An 18,697-nucleotide genomic window follows, 5' to 3' on the forward strand; every position below is an offset into this window, starting at 1 on the left:
ACGCCGAAAAAGTACCCAAAAAGGCTTCGCCCTGACGTTCGGCCCGCTCGCTGGAGCTCGGGGTTCCTTCGCTCCGGAATCGATCCGGGCGCAGCGGCTACGGTTTGCTTCGCTGCACCTCCTTCCGCTGTGTCTGGCTGCGCCAGACGGTCGCTGCGCTCCCACCCCCGGATCAATCCCTCCACTCAGCCTGCCGACGGGCTCCAGGATCAAAAGCTACTCGAGCTTGCGCTCATCGTGTTGGGTGGCGGGACGGCCTGCTTGGTTTGCTTTTGCTTTTCTGTGGGAGCGAGCTTGCTCGCGAAGGCGGCCTGACAGCCGACCTGTTCTTGAGCGGAACGCGATCCAACTGTAGGAGCTGCCGAAGGCTGCGATCTTTTGATCTGGCCTTTGCTTTTGCTTTTCTGTTGAGAGCAAGCCTGCATTGGACGTTGGGTGTTGACCAGTTCCTGTCCACGCCACAAAAAACCGTGGGAGCTGGCTTGCCAGCGAAGGCGGCCTGACAGACGCCCCATTTCTCACTGAATGTACGCAATCAAACCTGTGGGAGCGAGCCTGCTCGCGAAGGCGGTGTGCGCCGCGATCACGAACAGCGCTCCGGAACCCGTTCACCCCGTCACACACCCAACCGGCACTTTCCCCGCAAACGTATCAACCAGACTGGCCACCACCATTTCCCCCATCCGCGTGCGTGTCTGAAGTGTGGCGCTGGCCCGATGCGGTTGCAGCACCACTTGTTCATTAGCAAACAACGCTTCAGGCACATTCGGTTCATCGACAAACACATCCAGCCCAGCTCCGGCGATTTCCCCAGCCGAAAGCGCGGCTACCAGATCCGCCTCATTCACCAGTTTGCCCCGGGCGACGTTGACCAGGTAACCGTCCTTGCCCAGCGCTTGCAGCACTGGCGCGTCGATGATCGCTTCGCCCTTGTCCGCCGCGGCGGCGAGGATCAGGGCGTCGCTGTCGCGGGCCAGTTGTTTGAGGTCGGCGACGAAGGTGTGGGGGACGTCGCTCATCGGTTGCAGGTCGGTGTAGCTGATCGGGCAGCCGAAGGCGGCGGCGCGGATGGCGATGGCGCGGCCGACGCGGCCCATGCCGACGATGCCGATGCGCATGCCGGAGACTTGTCGGGCCAAGGGCAGCGGGGCGAGTGGGGTCGGGCTTTGCGGCCATTGGCCGGAGCGCACGTAGCGGTCGCTGGTGCACAGGCCGCGACAGACCGAGATGAGCAGGCCGATGGCGAGGTCGGCGACGTCTTCGGTGAGGGCGCCGATGGTGGCGGTCACGCGGATGCCGCGATCGCGGGCGTAGGCCAGATCGACGGCGTCGGTGCCGACGCCGTTGACCGCGACGACTTCCAGGTTCGGCAGTTGCGCCATCAGCGCCTGGCTGATGCCGGTGTGGCCGCCGGTGATGACGCCACGAATGCTGGCGCCGTGTTCCTTTATGTAGGCGGGTTTGTCCGCTTGCTGGAAGTAGCGGCGTACGGTGAACAGTTCGTCCAGACGCGCGTTGATTTCCGGGATCAGGATCGGGCTGAGTTGCAGGATTTCTGGCTTCATGGCTACCTCGTTACGCAATAAAAAGGCCGGCTCAACCGCGGCCGGCAAACGGCATGGCGCTGGCCATGACGGTCATGTTCAGGACGTTGGCCGACAGCGGCAGGCCGGCGATGTAGCGCACTGCATCGGCGACGTGTTTGACGTCGACCATCGGCTCGACGGCGATGCTCCCGTTGGCCTGGCGTACGCCTTTGGTCATGCGCACCGACATTTCCGTCAGGGCATTGCCGATGTCGATCTGGCTGCAGGCGATGTTGAATTCGCGGCCGTCCAGCGCCAGGGATTTGGTCAGGCCGAGCACGGCGTGTTTGCTCGCGGTGTAGGCGCTGCTGAACGGACGCGGCGTGTGTGCGGAAATCGAACCGTTGTTGATGATTCGTCCGCCCTGCGGCTGTTGTTTGCGCATCAGCCCAAACGCGCCGCGAGCGCACAGAAAGACACCGTTGAGGTTGGTGTCGATCACGTTGCGCCACTGCTCGAAGGTCAGTTCATCCAGCGGCACGGCGGGGGCGTTGACGCCGGCGTTGTTGAAGACCACATCGAGGCGCCCGTAGACCTCGGCAATGGTCGCGAACAGCACGTCGACACTGGCCGGATCACGCACGTCGGTGGGTACCGCCAGTGCTTGGTGACCCTGGCTCAGCGCCAGTTCGACCAGCGCTTGCAAGGGCTCGGGCCGGCGTCCGGCGAGCACAAGGGTGAAACCGTCAGCCATCAGGCCCAGCGCCACGGCGCGGCCGATGCCACTGCCGGCGCCGGTCACCAGCGCAACTTTCAAAGGGGTCGTCATAGTGTTGTTCTCCTTTTTTCTCAATGCGCTGGAATCAGGGCCGTGGGCCGACGCGCATTTCCAGGTGGCCGATGCCGTCGATGCCGGCGCTGATCACATCGCCCGGTTGCAGGCTGTCAACGCCGGCGGGGCTGCCGGTCATGATCAGGTCGCCGGCGCGCAGGGCCACGGATTGCGAGATGCGCGCGATTACTTCACTGACCGACCAGATCTGGCTGTCGAGATTGTCGCGCTGGCGTTCTTCGCCGTTGACGTTCAGCCACAACTCGCCCTCGGGATGGCCGCTGCGGCTCACCGGGACGACGGCAGTCATCGGCGCGGCGCCGTCGAACACCTTGGCGCCTTCCCACGGCAAGCCGTTGCTCTTGGCTGCGCGTTGCACATCGCGGCGGGTCAGGTCGAGGCCGGCGGCGTAGCCCCACACGTAGGCGAGCGCTTGATCCTCGGGGATATTGGCGCCGCCTTCACCGATGGCTACGACCAGTTCGATTTCGTGAACGAAGTCCTCGCACACTGAGGGGAAGGCGACGTCGCCGACGGCATCGACCACGCAACTTGCCGGTTTCATGAAAAACACTGGCGGCTGGCGCGACTGGCCTTGAGTGTCCGGCCATGGGTAGTTGCGGCCGACACAGAACACCCGGCCAACGGGGAAGCGCTGCTCGGTGCCGAGTACCGGCAAGGTCACGGGCAGATCCGGGGTAAAGACGTATTCAGTCATGTTCATCCTGCGGGTCATCCTGTTTGAAAGGGCAGCGTACGGCGGCTGGCGTCGGTGAAGTTGGACGAAAGCCGCCTGCGTTTGGACAAATCCGGGTATTTCGCCTCAGCGCACCTTCAGCTCGATGCGATACAGGCGCCCGAGCAGTAACGAGTAGGAGAGGGTGCCGATCAGCGCCACGCCGCCAATAAACCAGAAGGCATAGGCGAAGGTGCCGGTGGCGTGGACGATGGCGCCGATCACGATCGGCGTGACGATGCCGCCGATGTTCGCCGCCAGGCTGGTAATGCCGCCGGTGAGGCCGATCAGCTCTTTTGGCGCCACTTCCGATACCGCCGCCCACGACGAGGACGCGATGCCTTGGGCGAAGAAGGCGATGGTCAGCACGGCGATGCAGATCAGGTTGGAGTCGGTGAAATTCACCAGCACGATCGACATGCCCAGCATCGAACCGACCACCAGCGGCAACTTGCGCGCAAACGACATCGAGTAGCCGCGACGGATCAGCAGGTCGGAAACGATGCCGGCCAGCAGAATCCCCACCGTGGCACCGACGAAGGGCAGCACGGCGAAGATCCCGGCCTTGATCATGGTCAGTTTGCGTTCTTCGATCAGGTAGGTCGGGAACCAGGTGAGGAAGAAGTACAGCGCCGAGGTGCTGGCGAATTTGCCGATGCAGATCGCCCAGATCTGCCGGTAGCTGAACAGCTCGGCGATCTGCCGCCAGTTGAAACGCGTGCGCTCCTGGCTGCTCTTGACCAGGCCGCCGCCGGTTTCGATGTACTTCAATTCTTCCTGGCTGACTTTCTTGCAGTTCAGCGGATCGCGATACAGGTACAGCCACAGCACACCGAAGACGATGCCGAGTGCGCCGGTGCTGTAGAACACGTGGCGCCAGTCAAAAGTGGTCGCCAGCCACAACAGCGCGCCGGTGAACAGCGCCGTGCCGAGGTACTGACCGCACACGTAAATGCTGCTGGCCATCCCGCGTTCCCGCGCCGGGAACCACACCGTCACCGCGCGGCTGTTGGCCGGAAAAGCCGGGGCTTCCATGGCGCCGACCGCCAGGCGCAGGCCGAACAGCGAGGCAAATCCCGTGGCGAAACCCTGGCAAACGGTGACGGTCGACCAGCTGATCAGCGAAACGCCGTAGGTGAAGCGCGAGCCAAACCGATCAGCGATGAAGCCGGCCGGCACCAGTGCCAAGGCATAGGTCCAGGCGAACGCGGAGAAGATCAGGCCCATCTCGATCTTGTCCAGGCCCAAATCCTTGGCCATGAACGGCGCGGCGATCGAGATGTTCACCCGGTCGATGTAATTGATGATCGTCGCGATCAGCAGCAACGACAGCATGAACCAGCGCCGCCGGGTAGGCAGACGCTGCGTCGTAACGGCATCGCGTGCACCGGCAATCACCGGCGGCACCGTGGCACTGGAAGAATGGGAGTTGGACATGCGGAGACCTCGTTATTGTTAGAAGAATCGAGATTTTTCGAGCAGCCGATGCCGTTGCCCGCAACGTGTGGGGCAAGGCAATCGAACGGGTTGCAGCGCGGCTTTCAGACGTTCAGGAACGTCTTTGTGCAATTGATTTCAAGGGGAGGTCGGGCGGGGCGGCGAGGGGAAATAGCAGGATCATGACGTGCGCACCTTTGATTGTTTTTGAAAGAGGTTGGGCTGCGTTGGTCATTACAGTGGTCGTACAACGGTTCTAAATCAACCGATGGGTTAGAACGTTTTTTCTTGAAAAAAGTGGATTTGGCGAACGTGTCCAAAAAGATAAATACGATTTGTCTTGAGAATACAGATCAGATTTAAATCGCAAGCAACTGAAAAATAACAACTATCACTGTTTTTAAGCTAATGCGCTTTTTGGACAGGCTCATCGCGAGGCTTCTTTCAAAAAAGCCAATGTCATCGTATGACTCATTGCCGCCCACCGCCCAACCCTGCAAGATGACAGGCGCTACCTCACTGCCCGGAGGACCTTCTGCCCATGTCTTCACCCAGCCGTATCCCGACTTACGTCATGCAGCAACGCAGCGAATTGACCGATTTCTACATTCGCGACAAAAAGGGTCGTCGCGCCGAAACCGCGCCTCACCGGCACGAGTACTTCCAGATCCAGATCAACCTCGGTGGCGACACCGTGCAGCACATCGGCAGCGTCCAGCGGCCATTCCCGCGCAACACCCTGGCGTTCATCCTGCCGCACCGCGTGCATGTGATTCCGCATCCCGCAGACAGCAATTTCATCGTCATCAATTTTTCCCAGACGTTTCTCTTGCCGCATCTGCAATGCGACCCGATGGATCTGGAAGAGGTGTCGATCCTGCTCGCGCCCGAGCTGTCGCCGTTCCGCTTTCAGGAACATCTGGATTTCATTTTGGGCGATGAGGATTTCGCTCAGGTCTGCGGCCTGATCGAACAGATGCGCGCACTCGATGAGAACCGTCAGTTCGGCACGCGGGAAATGCTCAAGGGCTTGTTGCTGCAGATGATCGGTAGCGTGTGTTTTCTCTACGCCGAGCCGCTCAAGCGTCTGGCGGAAGAGAATGCCGCCGAGAACAGTCGTCGCGACGCCTTGAGCCGCATGTTCGAGTATTTGCGGAAGAACATCGCCGATCCTGACCTCAACCTGATCAAAGTCGCCGCTGCGACCTATCTGTCACCGACCTACCTGACGCACTGGCTGCGCAAAGAGATCGGCAAGACCTTCACCGAGCTGGTGCTGGAGCGGCGCATGCACGCGGCGCGCAACTTCCTCCTCAACAGCACGCGCTCGGTGGGCGAGGTGGCGCGGTTGTGCGGGTTCGCCGATGAGGCCTATTTCTCCCGGCGGTTTCGCCAGATTCATGGCCAGCCACCGGGGCAGTTCCGCCGCCGCCAGCTCAACCCGGACACGCCGCAGACGCCGCTGAATACTTAGAGCGGCGCTCAGACCCACTTGAAGCGGGCAGGGAAGCGCGCGACAAAACAGGTGCCCGTTTCACGGTCGGATGTCACGCTCAAGGTGCCGTTGTGCGCATTGGCAATCTGCCCGGCGATGTACAAGCCCAGTCCCAACCCTTCATGACGCTGGCCTGCTTCGGAACGGGAAAACGGTTCGAACAGCAGCGGCATCAGCGCAGGCGGGATCGGCGTGCCCTGGTTGGTCAGCGAAATGACGATCTCGTCGCCCTCGGCAAACGCCTTGAGCAAGATCGGCTCGGCAATGGAACCGTGGGTCACGGCGTTGCCCAGCAGATTCGACAACAACTGGCTGATCCGCAGCGGGTCGCAATAGACCCCGGCCGGTACCTCAAGCGAATCAATAAACTTCGCCTGCGGGTAAGCCACCTGGATTTCTTCCAGGGTCTGGCGCAGCGTTTGCTGCAAGTCATCGACCAGTTTGCGCTGCACCGGGATGCCACTGCCGAGCCGACCCCGGGCAAAATCGAGGATGTTTTCGATCAGCACGCCCATGCGCACCGAGCTGGTGCGAATCGCCGACAGCAGCGTGCGCGAGCGCTTGTCCTCGACTTTGCTGTCCAGCAGATCGGCACTCATGCGGATGGCACTGAGTGGCGTGCGCAAGTCATGGCCCAGAACGGCGATGAACTGCTCGCGCAGACGGCCCATTTCGTTGGCATCGGCCAGCGCGGTTTTGGTCGCGTGCAAATGGCCTTGGGTATCCAGGCTCATCGCAATCAGTTGGGCGAAGAGGGTGAGGGTCTTTTCGATGGCCGGGTCGTCAAGGTTCGCCGGCACCGAATCAATGGCGCACAGCGTGCCGAAGAACTCGCCATCGGCCTTGATGATCGGAATGGAAATGTAGCTTTCCAGACCGTAGGTTTTCGGCGTGTGATGCGTGGAGAACAGCGGGTGCTGGCTGGCATGGCCGAAGATCACCGGCTGATGGTGCTGACGGATCTCATGACAAATCGTCGATTCCAGCACCAGTTCGCCGCCGGGCAACAGGCCGAAGTCAATCGAATCATCCACGGCGCAGGCGATCCACTTGCTCTCGGTGACCCGCGCTACGGCGGCGAAGCGCATGCCGGTCATATGCTTGACCATGCTCAGGATCACCGGCACAGCGTCAATGCTGCCGATGGCTTCGAGGTCGGAGGAGAAATCTGTCTGGGACATGGCCGGTGCTTCGCGAAAGTGTCGCCAGAGACTATCGGTAATTACCGGCCTTGCCTAATGAACCTGCAAAAAAGGGCACCGGGAAAACTCCCGGCGCCCTGTGTGGTGCTTGCTGAGCGCTATCGCCTCAGAACTTGTACTTGGCGGTCATCATGTAGCTGCGCGGGGTGCCGTAGTTATCGGTCGAGCCCCAGGTCACGTCGGTGCCGATGGAGGAATAGTACTTGCGGTCAAAGATGTTGTTGGCATTGACCTGCAGGTCGAGGTGCTTGTTGACCTCGTAACCGGCCATCAGGTCGGTGACCGCGTAGCCACCCTGTTCGAGACGATAGCTGCCGCCATTGGCCAGGGAGATGTCGTTGTACATGCGGCTCTGCCAGTAGACGTTGCCGCCCACGCGCAGTTTTTCCAGCGGGCCTTTGAAGCGGTACACGGTCGAGACCTTGAACAGGTGCTCGGGCATGTCGGTGTCGAATTTCTGGTTATTGTTCGCTGGGTTTTCGTCCTTGATGTAGTGGGCGCGGGTGTAGGTGTAGCCGGCGCCGACTTGCCATTGCTCGGTCAGTGCACCTTGCAGTTCCATGTCCACGCCTTGGGCGCGAACCTTGCCGGAGGTTTCGTAGCAGGTCAGTTCCGGGCAGCCTAGCTGGGTCGCTGCCTGAGTGGCGCGGTTGGTCTGGTCCATCTGGAACACTGCCACGCTGCCGTTCAGCGCGCCGTCGAAATATTCGCCCTTGATACCGACTTCGTAGTTTTCACCGACGATCGGCTCAAGCACTTTGCCGCCGAGGTCCTTCTGGGTTTGCGGGGTGAAGATGTCGGTGTAGCTGGCGTAAACCGAGTGATGGTCGTCGAGTTTGTAGATCAGGCCAGCGTAACGGGTCAGGTTGCGCGTGACCTTGAAGTCACCGTCGGCACTGCGATCGTCGTAGTCATACCAGTCCAGACGACTGCCGAGAATCAACGTCAGCGGGTCGGCCAGGCTCAAGCGCGTGGTCAGGTAAACCGCGTCCTGGGTGGTGACGTTGCGCGACTTGCCGCTACGGACGAAGTCAGGCTTGGGCGCGGCGATCGGCAGGCCGGTGTCGTAGGGCGCGTATTCCTTGGTGGTGGCGTCGTACACGCGATTGCTGGCGCCGACTACCAACTCGTGGGTACGGCCGAACGCTTCGAACGGGCCGCTGGCGAACCCATCGAAGGCGCGTTGCTTGTCGGTGTGGTGCGATTGGTAGGCGGTGGTTTCCAGCGGGCCGTCGTAGCGCGACAAATACGTGCCGGAGAATTCGCCTTCGGTTGTCGAAGTGGAACCGCCGAGGTGCAGTTTCCAGTCGTTGTCGAAACGGTGTTCGACTTCACCGAATACGGTGTCGACTTGCAGCTTGCGGTTTTCCCAGTCGGTGCCCGGGTAAGTGGAGCGGGGCAGGTCGAGGTGGTGGCCGTCTTCGCCGATCGGCAGGCCGCCCCAGAAATAATTGGTCTGATCGTTCTGCCGGGAGAAACCGAGGGTCGCCGTGGTGCTGTCGCTCAGGTCGGCTTCACCGATGGCGTAGAACAGGCCGTGATCGTTTTCTTCCTTGTCGCGAAAACTGTCGGCGCCCTGATACGACGTCACCACCCGGCCACGCAGGGTGCCGCTGTCGTTCAGCGGGCTGGAGGCATCGACCTCGCCACGGTAGTCATCCCAGCTGCCGGCGGCGCCGGTGAGGGTCACGCGCTGATCGGCGGTCGGGCGTTTGCGCACCATGTTGATCGCCGCCGACGGGTTGCCGGCACCGGTGACCAGGCCGGTCGCGCCACGGACGATTTCCACGCGATCAAACATCGCCAGGTTCGGTTGCACCGCCAGGGTGTACGGCGAATACGAGCTGGGCAGGCCGTCGTACATGATGTTGTCGATGTCGAAACCACGCGCCTTGTAAGTCTGCCGCCCCGGGCCGCTGGCCTCGCTGAGAAACAGCCCCGGCGTGCCACGCACCACGTCGTTGACGCTGGTCATGTTCTGGTCGTCCATGCGCTGGCGAGTGATCACCGTCACCGCCTGCGGCGTTTCGCGCATGGTCAGCGACAGCTTGGTCGCGGTCTGCATCGGGCCGGTGGTGTAGGACTGCGTGTCTTCGGTGGTGCTGCTCATCTGCGTAGCGCCGATTTCGGTCGCTTGCAGTTCCAGCGGGCCATTGGTGGGCGCAGTGGCTGCGGTTTCTTCAGCCAACGCAGGAGCGATGCTGGCCATGCCGATGGCGATTGCGAGGAGGTTAGGTGAAAGGTTCGAGCGGCGGTGAATGGTGTGAAACGACATCTATCTGCTTCCCCAAGATTTACCCAAACGAAACTAATGCGAGTGCATGTAAGAATTATTCGCATTAGTATGTCGGAAGTTTCCGGGGGAATAAACCCGTACGAGTCAGTTAGTTAATGATTTTTTCACAATTGGATTCGATGGCCTTCGGACGCAAATGTGGGAGCGAGCCTGCTCGCGAAGGCGGTGTGTCATTCAACAGATGCGTTGTCTGATACTCCGCTTTCGCGAGCAGGCTCGCTCCCACAGGGTTATGCGGTTTTTTTGAAATCAGTCCAGATCCTTCGCCCCATGCCGCTCCGGCACCTGACTGTCTTCATCACCCCAGGTGCGATTCACTCGCTGCCCACGCATGACCGCTGGCCGCTTGGCGATTGCTTCGGCCCAGCGCTGCACATGGGTGTATTCATGCGCCGCGAGAAATTCCGCCGCCGAGTAAACGTTGTTGCGCACCAGTTGCCCGTACCAGGGCCACACGGCGATGTCGGCGATGGTGTAATCGTCGCCGGCCAGATAGGCGTTATCAGCGAGACGGCGGTTGAGCACATCCAGCTGCCGTTTGGCTTCCATGGTGAAGCGGTTGATCGGGTATTCGAGCTTCTCCGGCGCATACGCGTAGAAGTGCCCGAAACCGCCGCCCAGGTACGGCGCCGAGCCCATTTGCCAGAACAGCCAGTTGAGGGTTTCGGTGCGACCGGCCGGATCCTTGGGCAGCAAGGCGCCGAACTTTTCCGCCAGATACAGCAGGATCGAACCGGACTCGAACACCCGGATCGGCGGCTCGACGCTGCGATCCAGCAGCGCCGGGATTTTCGAGTTCGGGTTGACCTCGACAAAACCGCTGGAGAACTGATCGCCCTCGCCAATGCGGATCAGCCACGCATCGTACTCGGCCTCGCTGTGGCCGAGTGCGAGCAGCTCTTCGAGCATGATGGTGACTTTGACACCGTTGGGCGTGGCCAGCGAATACAGTTGCAGCGGATGCTTGCCGACCGGCAGTTCCTTATCGTGGGTCGGCCCGGCGATCGGCCGGTTGATGCTGGCGAAGTGGCCGCCGGAAGGGGCTTCGTGTTTCCACACCTTGGGCGGAACGTAAGACGCATTGCTCATGAAACGGACCTCGTCGATGCTGGGAGAGAACAGGTAGACACCGTATCTCGAAAGGATTGAGAACACTACCTTGTGGGAGCTGGCTTGCCAGCGATGACGACGGCACATCCAGCATCAATATTGGCTGACCCACCGCAATCGCTGGCAAGCCAGCTCCCACAGGTTCGGAGTCAGGCACAAATCTCCCGTGGGAGCGAGCCTGCTCGCGAAAGCGTCGGCAGGGTCGCCGCGCCTAACAGCTCCAATACCGCCCAACCGCACCCCCGAGTCCCTGCACCGGATCTGTCTCAGGAAACGCCAGCCCCGCAATCCGCGCCAACTGCGCATCACTCGGCGCGGCCCGGCAAATATCCGCCTGCTGCCCCGGCGGATAAGCACCGACCACCAGAAAGTCCTCGCTCGAGCCCAGATTGCAGTGCCCGGTCCCGGCCGGCAGCAACAGCACATCACCGGCGCTGACGTCGACGACTTGGCCGTCAGGCCCGCCCAACATCAACCGCGCCTGACCGGCCGCCACGCCAAGCACTTCGTGGCCTTCAGTGTGATAGTGGTGATAGTCATAAATGCCGTAGCGCCACTGCGCCGGCCAGCCATTGGCACCGAACGTCTGCTCGAAGCGCGCGGCCGGATCGTCGCCTTCGATGGCCAACGCGCGGCGGTAGATCAGCACCGGCAAACGCGGATTGTTCGGCACCCAGTCATTGCGTTGAAGCAGCAGGGTTTGCACATCAGTCATGGCCCATCCTCCTTCGATCATTTCTCAATCGACCACAGAGCAGGGCGCACGCCTCAAAAAATCATTCCCGCGCAAACACGGCGCCTGAGCCATGCCCGGACAATCCAGCGAAACTTCATCGCGCAGCGGGCTGTCCAGACCCTTACATGTCCATGCAGCGGTAAATGGCGAGGGTCAAGATGACGATGACAGTTGGTGATTTTCTGGTTGAGCGGCTCAGCGAATGGGGCGTCACGCGAATTTTTGGTTATCCGGGGGATGGCATCAACGGCGTGTTCGGCGCCATGAGCCGGGCCAAAGGCAAGATCGAATTCGTTCAGGCACGGCACGAGGAAATGGCTGCGTTCATGGCCTCGGCCCACGCCAAGTTCACCGGCGAGCTGGGCGTGTGCATCGCCACCTCGGGTCCCGGCGCCTCGCACCTGATCACCGGCCTCTACGACGCGCGCATGGATCACATGCCGGTGCTGGCCATTGTCGGTCAGCAGGCGCGTACGGCGCTGGGCAGTCACTACCAGCAGGAACTGGATCTGGTGTCGATGTTCAAGGATGTCGCCGGTGCGTTTGTGCAGCAGGCTTCGGCGCCGTCGCAAGTGCGCCATCTGCTTGATCGCGCGGTGCGCACTGCGGTCGGCGAGCGCCGCGTCACCGCGTTGATTCTGCCCAATGACTTGCAGGATCTGCCTTACGAACAACCGGCGCGCGCCCATGGCACCGCGCATTCCGGCGTCGGGTACAGCAAGCCGAAAGTCGTTCCTTATGCCGCCGATCTGCAACGCGCCGCCGAGGTACTGAACAGCGGCGAGAAAGTCGCGATTCTGGTCGGTGCCGGTGCGCTGGAGGCGACCGATCTGGTCATCGCCGTGGCGGAAAAGCTCGGCGCGGGCGTCGCCAAGGCGTTGTTGGGCAAAGCCGCATTGCCAGACGATTTGCAGTGGGTCACCGGCAGCATCGGCCTGCTCGGCACCGAGCCCAGCTACAAGCTGATGAGCGAGTGCGACACCTTGCTGATGATCGGTTCGGGCTTCCCGTATTCCGAGTTTCTGCCCAAGGAAGGCCAGGCGCGCGGCGTGCAGATCGACTTGCAGCCGGACATGCTCAGCCTGCGTTATCCGATGGAGGTCAATCTGGTCGGCGATTCAGCGGAAACCCTCGCCGCGTTGCTGCCCTTGCTGGAACAGAAAACCTCGAACAAATGGCGCAAGAAGATCGAAGGCTGGCGCAGCAGCTGGGAGAAAACCCTGGAAAAACGCGCCATGGCCAAAGCCGATCCGGTCAACCCGCAACGAGTGGTCTACGAGTTGTCACCGCGTTTGCCCGAGCAAGCCATTATCACCAGCGACTCCGGCTCCTGCGCCAACTGGTTCGCCCGTGACTTGAAAATCCGTCGCGGCATGAAATGCTCGTTGTCCGGTGGCCTGGCCTCGATGGGCGCGGCGGTGCCCTATGCGATCGCGGCCAAGTTCGCCTTCCCGGAACGCCCGGTCATTGCCCTGGTCGGCGACGGCGCGATGCAGATGAACAACATGGCCGAGCTGATCACTGTCGCCAAATACTGGCGGCAATGGCAGAGCCCGAAATGGATCTGCGCGGTGTTCAACAATGAAGACCTCAACCAGGTCACCTGGGAGCAGCGGGTAATGGAGGGTGATCCCAAATTCGAAGCGTCGCAGAGCATTCCTGATGTGCCGTATCACCTGTTCGCGATTTCCATCGGCCTCAAGGGCATTTTCGTTGATCGCGAGGAAGAGGTCGCCGCTGCGTGGGAACAGGCACTCGCCTCGGAAGTGCCGGTGCTGATCGAGTTCAAGACCGACCCGAACGTGCCGCCGTTGCCGCCGCACATCAAGCTTGAGCAAGCGAAGAAATTCGCCACGACCCTGCTCAAGGGCGATCCGGACGAAGCCGGGGTGATCGTGCAGACCGCCAAGCAGGTGTTGGGCGCCGTGTTGCCCGGGAAGAAATGACGGTGTGCGCTTGAACGAGTCAACCATCTACATCGGTTGCGCCGGCTGGAGTCTCGGGCGCGAGCACTGGCCGGCATTCCCCGCCGAAGGCACGCACCTGCAACGCTACGCCGCGCGCTTCAACTGTGTGGAAATCAACAGCTCGTTCTACCGCCCGCATCGGCGTCAGACCTACGAACGCTGGGCCGACTCGGTAGCGCCGGACTTTCGCTTCGCCGTGAAAGTGCCGAAGCTCATCACCCATGAACAGCGGCTGGCGGACAGCGCGGCCGCGCTCGATGAGTTTCTCGGGCAATGCCAGGGCTTGGGTGATCGACTCGGCTGCCTGCTGGTGCAACTGCCACCCAAACTTGCCTTCGATGCGCCGGTGGCCGAGGCGTTTTTTCATGCCCTGCGCGAGCGGTTCACGGGCAGTGTAGTGCTGGAGCCGCGACACGAATCGTGGACTGAGGCTGAGGCAATGCTGGTGGAGCTGCAGATTGCCCAGGCGGTGGTCGATCCCTCGCGGATCAGCAGCGACACCGCACCGGCTGGCTGGCAAGGCCTGCAGTATTGGCGCCTGCACGGCTCGCCACGGATTTATCACAGCGCTTATGAAGCGGCCTATCTGCAACAGCTTGCTCAGAACCTGCGGCGCGCGAAGGCCGACGGCAGAGACATCTGGTGCATCTTCGACAACACCGCCAGCGGTGCCGCCACCGCCGATGCACTGGCTTTGAAGGCGTTGATCGAAGGCGTTGAACGCTGAACGACGACGCTCTCGCCACCCACACAAACGATCCGGCTACAGGTAAACTCCGCGCACTTTTTCAAGGAGTTCACATGAGTTACTACCAGCCGGGCATTCTCGCTACCCCTGTTCCTGCGCAAGCACGTCACCTGTTTTTCGCCCTGGCGTCGGTTGAAGCCTTGCCGCAAGCGATCGACAGCCTGCTGATGCTGGTGGATGGCAAGTCGGCGGTGGTTGGCTTTGGTGAGTTGTTGACCAAGGCGCTGAATGTCGAAATCGCTGGCCTGCGCAGCTTCCCGGCGCTGACCGGCGTTGGCGTGAATAACCCGTCGACCCAGCATGCCCTGTGGATCTGGCTGCACGGTGTCGACCGTGGTGAACTGCTCAACCGTTGCAACGCTATCGAAGCCGCGCTGGCCCCGGCCTTGCGTCTGGTCGAGATGCAGGAAGCCTTCCGCCACATGGACGGCCACGACCTCACCGGGTACGAGGACGGCACGGAAAACCCGCACGATGATGCCGCTGTCGCCGCCGCGCTGCTTAGCAGTGGCGCGGACGGGCTGGTCGGTGGCAGCTTCGCCGCGATCCAGCAGTGGCAGCACGACCTCAAGGGTTTTCATCGCCTGTCTGCCGGCGCCAAGGACGACATCATGGGACGGCGCTTGAGCGATAACGAAGAAATCGACGACGCGCCGATCTCCGCCCACGTCAAACGCACCGCGCAAGAGAGCTTCGCGCCGGAAGCCTTCGTCGTGCGCCGTTCGATGCCGTGGATCGAAGGCGATCGTGCCGGTTTGATGTTCCTCGCTTTCGGTTTCTCCCTCGATGCCTTCGAAGCGCAGCTGCGCCGTATGAGCGGTCTGGAAGACGGTATTGCCGATGGCTTGTACCAGATCAGCCGGCCAATCACCGGCGGCTACTACTGGTGCCCGCCGCTCAAGGACGGACGTCTTGATCTGCGCGCGCTGCGCATCGGCTGAGGACTGCACATGAACGTGGTGCGCTGGGGCATGATCGGTTGCGGCAGTGTCGCTGAACGCAAGAGCGGACCGGCCTTTTACAAGGCGCCCGGTTCGGCACTGGTCGCAGTGATGGGCCGACGTCTCGAAGCGGTGACCGACTACGCCGCGCGCCACGGCATCAGCCGCGTCTATACCGATGTCGATGCGCTGATCAACGATCCCGAAGTCGACGCGGTGTACATCGCCACACCACCCGACAGCCACCACGCCTACAGCCTTAAAGTCGCCGCCGCCGGCAAGCATTGCTGCGTGGAAAAGCCCATGGCACTCAACGCCGGGCAAAGCCGCGAGATGCAGCAAGCGTTTGCCGCTGCCGGTCTGCACTTGTTCGTCTCCTATTACCGCCGCTCGCTGCCGCGCTTCGCCCAGGTGCGGCAATGGCTGGAGGAGGGTCGCATCGGCGATGTCCGCCATCTGAGCTGGACGCTGACCAAAGCACCGTCGCCGGCTGATCTTGAGGGTCGCGATAATTGGCGCACCGACCCGGCGGTGGCGGGCGGCGGCTACTTTGCCGACCTGGCCAGCCATGGCTTGGACCTGTTCCAGTATCTGCTTGGCGACATCGTTGAAGTCGCCGGTTTCACCGCGCGTCAGGCAGGTTTGTACGCGGCGGAAGATGCGGTCAGCGCCACTTGGAGATTCGCCTCCGGGGCGTTGGGCACGGGCTGCTGGAACTTTGTTGCGGACCGGCGTGAAGATCGGGTCGAGATTATCGGCAGCAAAGGGCGCATCGGGTTTTCGGTGTTTGACGAGCATCCGGTGCAGCTGGATGCCGATGAGCAGATCAGCCTGGAGATCGCTCATCACGAGCATATTCAGTGGCATCACGTGCTGGGGATGAATGCGCATATTCGGGGTGATTCACAGCATCCCGCCGTGGCCGGGCAAGCCGTCAAGACCGACTGGGTAATGGACGAGATCCTCAAACGCTGAATAGCTCACAATCCCCTGTGGGAGCGAGCCTGCTCGCGAAAGCGGTGTGTCAGTCACGGAGGTATTGACTGACAGAATGCTTTCGCGAGCAGGCTCGCTCCCACAGGTGTTCCGGCGCAACACGCATCTAAGGTTATGCCCAAACAATATTTCTCAACCTCGTCATAACGTCTCTAAGATCACGTCATAACTCGTTATAACAAGTGATCCGACGATGACCGATAACGTTCTCTCCCTCAGTAGCGTTCCGCTGCACACCCAACTGCGCGACGTCCTGCGTGCGCGGATTCTCGACGGTGAATACCCGCAAGACAGCCAGATGCCTTCCGAAAGCGAACTGGGCGCGCTGTTCAAAGTCAGCCGCATCACCGTGCGCCAGGCACTCGGTGATCTGCAAAAGGAAGGCCTGATCTTCAAGATCCATGGCAAGGGCACCTTCGTCTCCAAACCGAAAACCTTTCAGAACGTCAGCAGCCTGCAAGGCCTCGCCGAGTCGATGACCGGGCGCGGTTATGAAGTGATCAACCGACTGCGCAGTTTCAAATTCATTCCGGCCGACAAGCGTGTCGCCGAGCGTCTGCAGGTGGCCGAAGGTGAAATCGTCGCGCAGATCAAACGCGTGCGCCTGATCAACCGCGAGCCGATCTCGCTGGAAATCACCTACTTGCCTAAAACGGTCGGCGAGCGACTGGAGAAGGCGGATCTGGTCACTCGCGACATCTTTCTGATCCTCGAAAACGACTGCGGCATCGCCCTCGGCCACGCCGATCTGGCCATTGACGCAGTGCTGGCTGACAGCGACCTGACCCAGGCGCTCAACGTCGAAGCCGGTTCGCCAATCATGCGCATCGAACGTCTGACCCACGACGCACAGGGCCAGCCGCTGGACTTCGAACACCTTTACTACCGTGGCGATGCATTCCAGTACCGCCTGCGGATCGACCGGCAAAAAGGGGAGCAGGCATGACCCGCAACGTTCTAGAACAGGAATATGACATCGTCGTGATTGGCGGCGGTACGGCCGGGCCGATGGCGGCGATCAAGGCCAAGGAGAAGAACCGCGATTTGCGCGTGTTGCTGGTCGACAAGGCCAACGTCAAGCGCAGCGGCGCGATCAGCATGGGCATGGACGGCCTGAACAACGCGATCATTCCCGGCCACTCGACACCGGAGCAGTACACCAAGGAAATCACCATCGCCAACGACGGCATCGTCAATCAGGCGGCGGTCTACGCCTATGCGACGCACAGTTTTGAAACCATCGAACAACTCGACCGCTGGGGCGTGAAGTTCGAGAAGGACGAAACCGGTGACTACGCGGTGAAAAAGGTCCACCACATGGGCGCCTATGTGCTGCCGATGCCAGAAGGGCACGACATCAAGAAAGTCCTGTATCGGCAGTTGAAACGTGCGCGGGTGAGCATCACCAATCGCCTGGTCTGCACGCGTTTGCTGACCGACGAGGAGGGCGCGGTCAACGGTGTGATGGGCTTCGATTGCCGCACCGCCGACTTCCATGTGATCAAGGCCAAAGCGGTGATTCTCGCCTGCGGCGCGGCCGGACGCCTTGGTCTGCCGTCGTCGGGCTACCTGATGGGCACCTACGAAAACCCGACCAATGCCGGTGACGGCTACGCGATGGCCTATCACGCAGGCGCCGAACTGGCCAACCTTGAGTGCTTTCAGATCAACCCGCTGATCAAGGATTACAACGGCCCGGCCTGCGCCTACGTCACCGGCCCGCTGGGTGGCTACACCGCCAACAACAAGGGCGAACGCTTCATCGAGTGCGACTACTGGAGCGGACAGATGATGTGGGAGTTCCATCAGGAACTGGAAAGCGGCAACGGTCCGGTGTTCCTCAAACTCGATCACTTGGCCGAGGAAACCATCCAGAACATCGAGGAAATCCTGCACAGCAACGAGCGCCCGAGCCGTGGCCAGTTCCACGCCAACCGTGGCACCGACTACCGCACGCAGATGGTCGAAATGCACATTTCGGAAATCGGTTTTTGCAGCGGCCACTCGGCGTCCGGTGTGTGGGTCAATGAGCGTGCCGAGACTTCAGTGAAAGGCTTGTATTCGGCCGGCGACATGGCTGCGGTGCCGCACAATTACATGCTCGGCGCGTTCACTTACGGCTGGTTCGCCGGGCACAACGCCGCGGACTTTGTTGCCGGCCGCGAGTTTTCCGCACTGGACAGCGAGCAGATCGCCAAGGAAAAAGCCCGGGTCTACGCGCCGCTCGATCGCCAGGACGGTCTGCCGCCGGCGCAGGTCGAATACAAACTGCGGCGCTTCGTCAACGACTACCTGCAACCGCCGAAAGTGACCAAAAAAATGCAGATCGGCCTGCAGCGCTTCAGTGACATCGAGCGCGATCTCGAGCAGATGAAGGCCAACAACGCTCACGAACTGATGCGAGCGATGGAAACCAGCGTGATCCGCGATTGCGCCGAAATGGCCGCCCGCGCTTCGTTGTTCCGCGCCGAAAGCCGCTGGGGCCTGTACCACTATCGCGTCGATCATCCGCAGCGCAACGACGCCGAGTGGTTCTGCCACTGCCATCTGAAGAAGGGCGAGGACGGCCAGATGACCAGTTTCAAGAAGGCCGTCGAGCCTTACATCATCCCGCTCGACGCCGAGGAAATGCAGGCCTACGACCGCCTGCGCGTCGGCGCTTTCGCCGCTTGAGA

15 protein-coding genes are annotated in these 18,697 nt (G+C 61.4%); 7 read left to right on the forward strand and 8 right to left on the reverse strand.

What is annotated here, in order from left to right:
* Positions 1–608 precede the first annotated feature (608 nt).
* The 4 genes from ACYSTU_RS25770 to ACYSTU_RS25785 all read right to left on the reverse strand — a co-directional run bounded on the left by ACYSTU_RS25770 (position 609) and on the right by ACYSTU_RS25785 (position 4,531).
* Positions 609–1,565: a 2-hydroxyacid dehydrogenase gene (locus ACYSTU_RS25770; protein ID WP_499002438.1), complete on the reverse strand. Its 957-nt coding sequence runs from the start codon at positions 1,563–1,565 to the stop codon at positions 609–611.
* A gap of 31 nt (positions 1,566–1,596) precedes the next feature.
* Entirely contained in the window at positions 1,597–2,355 is a 759-nt protein-coding gene (locus tag ACYSTU_RS25775; protein WP_073474868.1) for an SDR family oxidoreductase, read from the reverse strand.
* A gap of 34 nt (positions 2,356–2,389) precedes the next feature.
* Positions 2,390–3,082, reverse strand: coding sequence for a fumarylacetoacetate hydrolase family protein (locus ACYSTU_RS25780; protein WP_186569808.1), 693 nt, complete (start codon positions 3,080–3,082; stop codon positions 2,390–2,392).
* Positions 3,083–3,181: 99 nt separating this feature from the next.
* On the reverse strand, positions 3,182–4,531 hold the full coding sequence (locus ACYSTU_RS25785; protein ID WP_016774438.1) for an MFS transporter: 1,350 nt from the start codon (positions 4,529–4,531) through the stop codon (positions 3,182–3,184).
* A gap of 541 nt (positions 4,532–5,072) precedes the next feature.
* On the opposite strand from ACYSTU_RS25785, the gene ACYSTU_RS25790 reads away from it, so the two are divergent.
* Positions 5,073–6,005, forward strand: coding sequence for a helix-turn-helix transcriptional regulator (locus ACYSTU_RS25790; protein WP_024012697.1), 933 nt, complete (start codon positions 5,073–5,075; stop codon positions 6,003–6,005).
* Between the two features lie 8 nt (positions 6,006–6,013).
* Here ACYSTU_RS25790 and ACYSTU_RS25795 read toward each other — a convergent pair whose 3' ends face one another.
* From ACYSTU_RS25795 to ACYSTU_RS25810, 4 genes are all read right to left on the reverse strand, one after another.
* On the reverse strand, positions 6,014–7,207 hold the full coding sequence (locus ACYSTU_RS25795) for a GAF domain-containing sensor histidine kinase (protein WP_499002445.1): 1,194 nt from the start codon (positions 7,205–7,207) through the stop codon (positions 6,014–6,016).
* 127 nt (positions 7,208–7,334) lie between these two features.
* A complete protein-coding gene (locus ACYSTU_RS25800) occupies positions 7,335–9,503 on the reverse strand; it encodes a TonB-dependent siderophore receptor (protein WP_499002448.1) in 2,169 nt (722 codons plus the stop codon).
* A gap of 270 nt (positions 9,504–9,773) precedes the next feature.
* On the reverse strand, positions 9,774–10,613 hold the full coding sequence (gene yghU / locus ACYSTU_RS25805; protein WP_499002450.1) for a glutathione-dependent disulfide-bond oxidoreductase: 840 nt from the start codon (positions 10,611–10,613) through the stop codon (positions 9,774–9,776).
* Between the two features lie 232 nt (positions 10,614–10,845).
* Entirely contained in the window at positions 10,846–11,349 is a 504-nt protein-coding gene (locus ACYSTU_RS25810; RefSeq protein ID WP_136493528.1) for a cupin, read from the reverse strand.
* A 179-nt stretch (positions 11,350–11,528) separates the two neighbouring features.
* On the opposite strand from ACYSTU_RS25810, the gene ACYSTU_RS25815 reads away from it, so the two are divergent.
* The 6 genes from ACYSTU_RS25815 (at position 11,529) to ACYSTU_RS25840 (ending at position 18,695) form a co-directional block, all read left to right on the forward strand.
* Positions 11,529–13,316 (forward strand): thiamine pyrophosphate-requiring protein, encoded by a 1,788-nt coding sequence (locus ACYSTU_RS25815; RefSeq protein ID WP_024012702.1) that lies wholly within the window; start codon positions 11,529–11,531, stop codon positions 13,314–13,316.
* 10 nt (positions 13,317–13,326) lie between these two features.
* Entirely contained in the window at positions 13,327–14,064 is a 738-nt protein-coding gene (locus ACYSTU_RS25820) for a DUF72 domain-containing protein (RefSeq protein ID WP_499002454.1), read from the forward strand.
* 74 nt (positions 14,065–14,138) lie between these two features.
* Positions 14,139–15,026, forward strand: a complete 888-nt coding sequence (locus ACYSTU_RS25825) for a Dyp-type peroxidase (RefSeq protein WP_499002457.1) — start codon at positions 14,139–14,141, stop codon at positions 15,024–15,026.
* 9 nt (positions 15,027–15,035) lie between these two features.
* Positions 15,036–16,001, forward strand: a complete 966-nt coding sequence (locus ACYSTU_RS25830) for a Gfo/Idh/MocA family protein (RefSeq protein WP_499002460.1) — start codon at positions 15,036–15,038, stop codon at positions 15,999–16,001.
* A 214-nt stretch (positions 16,002–16,215) separates the two neighbouring features.
* Positions 16,216–16,968, forward strand: coding sequence for a GntR family transcriptional regulator (locus tag ACYSTU_RS25835; protein ID WP_499002463.1), 753 nt, complete (start codon positions 16,216–16,218; stop codon positions 16,966–16,968).
* Positions 16,965–18,695 carry a fumarate reductase/succinate dehydrogenase flavoprotein subunit gene (locus ACYSTU_RS25840; protein WP_016774451.1) on the forward strand — a complete coding sequence of 577 codons (1,731 nt, stop codon included), beginning with the start codon at positions 16,965–16,967 and terminating at the stop codon, positions 18,693–18,695. The genes ACYSTU_RS25835 and ACYSTU_RS25840 overlap by 4 nt, the downstream gene beginning before the upstream one ends.
* Positions 18,696–18,697: the final 2 nt, after the last annotated feature.

The organism is Pseudomonas glycinis, assembly GCF_054871425.1.

Coding starts and splice junctions, on each gene's coding strand:
- ACYSTU_RS25840 (WP_016774451.1), top strand. CDS start 16,965: ATGACCCGCAACGTTCTAGAACAGGAATATGACATCGTCGTGATTGGC.
- ACYSTU_RS25810 (WP_136493528.1), bottom strand. CDS start 11,349: ATGACTGATGTGCAAACCCTGCTGCTTCAACGCAATGACTGGGTGCCG.
- ACYSTU_RS25825 (WP_499002457.1), top strand. CDS start 14,139: ATGAGTTACTACCAGCCGGGCATTCTCGCTACCCCTGTTCCTGCGCAA.
- ACYSTU_RS25780 (WP_186569808.1), bottom strand. CDS start 3,082: ATGAACATGACTGAATACGTCTTTACCCCGGATCTGCCCGTGACCTTG.
- ACYSTU_RS25785 (WP_016774438.1), bottom strand. CDS start 4,531: ATGTCCAACTCCCATTCTTCCAGTGCCACGGTGCCGCCGGTGATTGCC.
- ACYSTU_RS25775 (WP_073474868.1), bottom strand. CDS start 2,355: ATGACGACCCCTTTGAAAGTTGCGCTGGTGACCGGCGCCGGCAGTGGC.
- ACYSTU_RS25800 (WP_499002448.1), bottom strand. CDS start 9,503: ATGTCGTTTCACACCATTCACCGCCGCTCGAACCTTTCACCTAACCTC.
- ACYSTU_RS25830 (WP_499002460.1), top strand. CDS start 15,036: ATGAACGTGGTGCGCTGGGGCATGATCGGTTGCGGCAGTGTCGCTGAA.
- ACYSTU_RS25815 (WP_024012702.1), top strand. CDS start 11,529: ATGACGATGACAGTTGGTGATTTTCTGGTTGAGCGGCTCAGCGAATGG.
- ACYSTU_RS25770 (WP_499002438.1), bottom strand. CDS start 1,565: ATGAAGCCAGAAATCCTGCAACTCAGCCCGATCCTGATCCCGGAAATC.
- ACYSTU_RS25835 (WP_499002463.1), top strand. CDS start 16,216: ATGACCGATAACGTTCTCTCCCTCAGTAGCGTTCCGCTGCACACCCAA.
- yghU (WP_499002450.1), bottom strand. CDS start 10,613: ATGAGCAATGCGTCTTACGTTCCGCCCAAGGTGTGGAAACACGAAGCC.
- ACYSTU_RS25790 (WP_024012697.1), top strand. CDS start 5,073: ATGTCTTCACCCAGCCGTATCCCGACTTACGTCATGCAGCAACGCAGC.
- ACYSTU_RS25795 (WP_499002445.1), bottom strand. CDS start 7,207: ATGTCCCAGACAGATTTCTCCTCCGACCTCGAAGCCATCGGCAGCATT.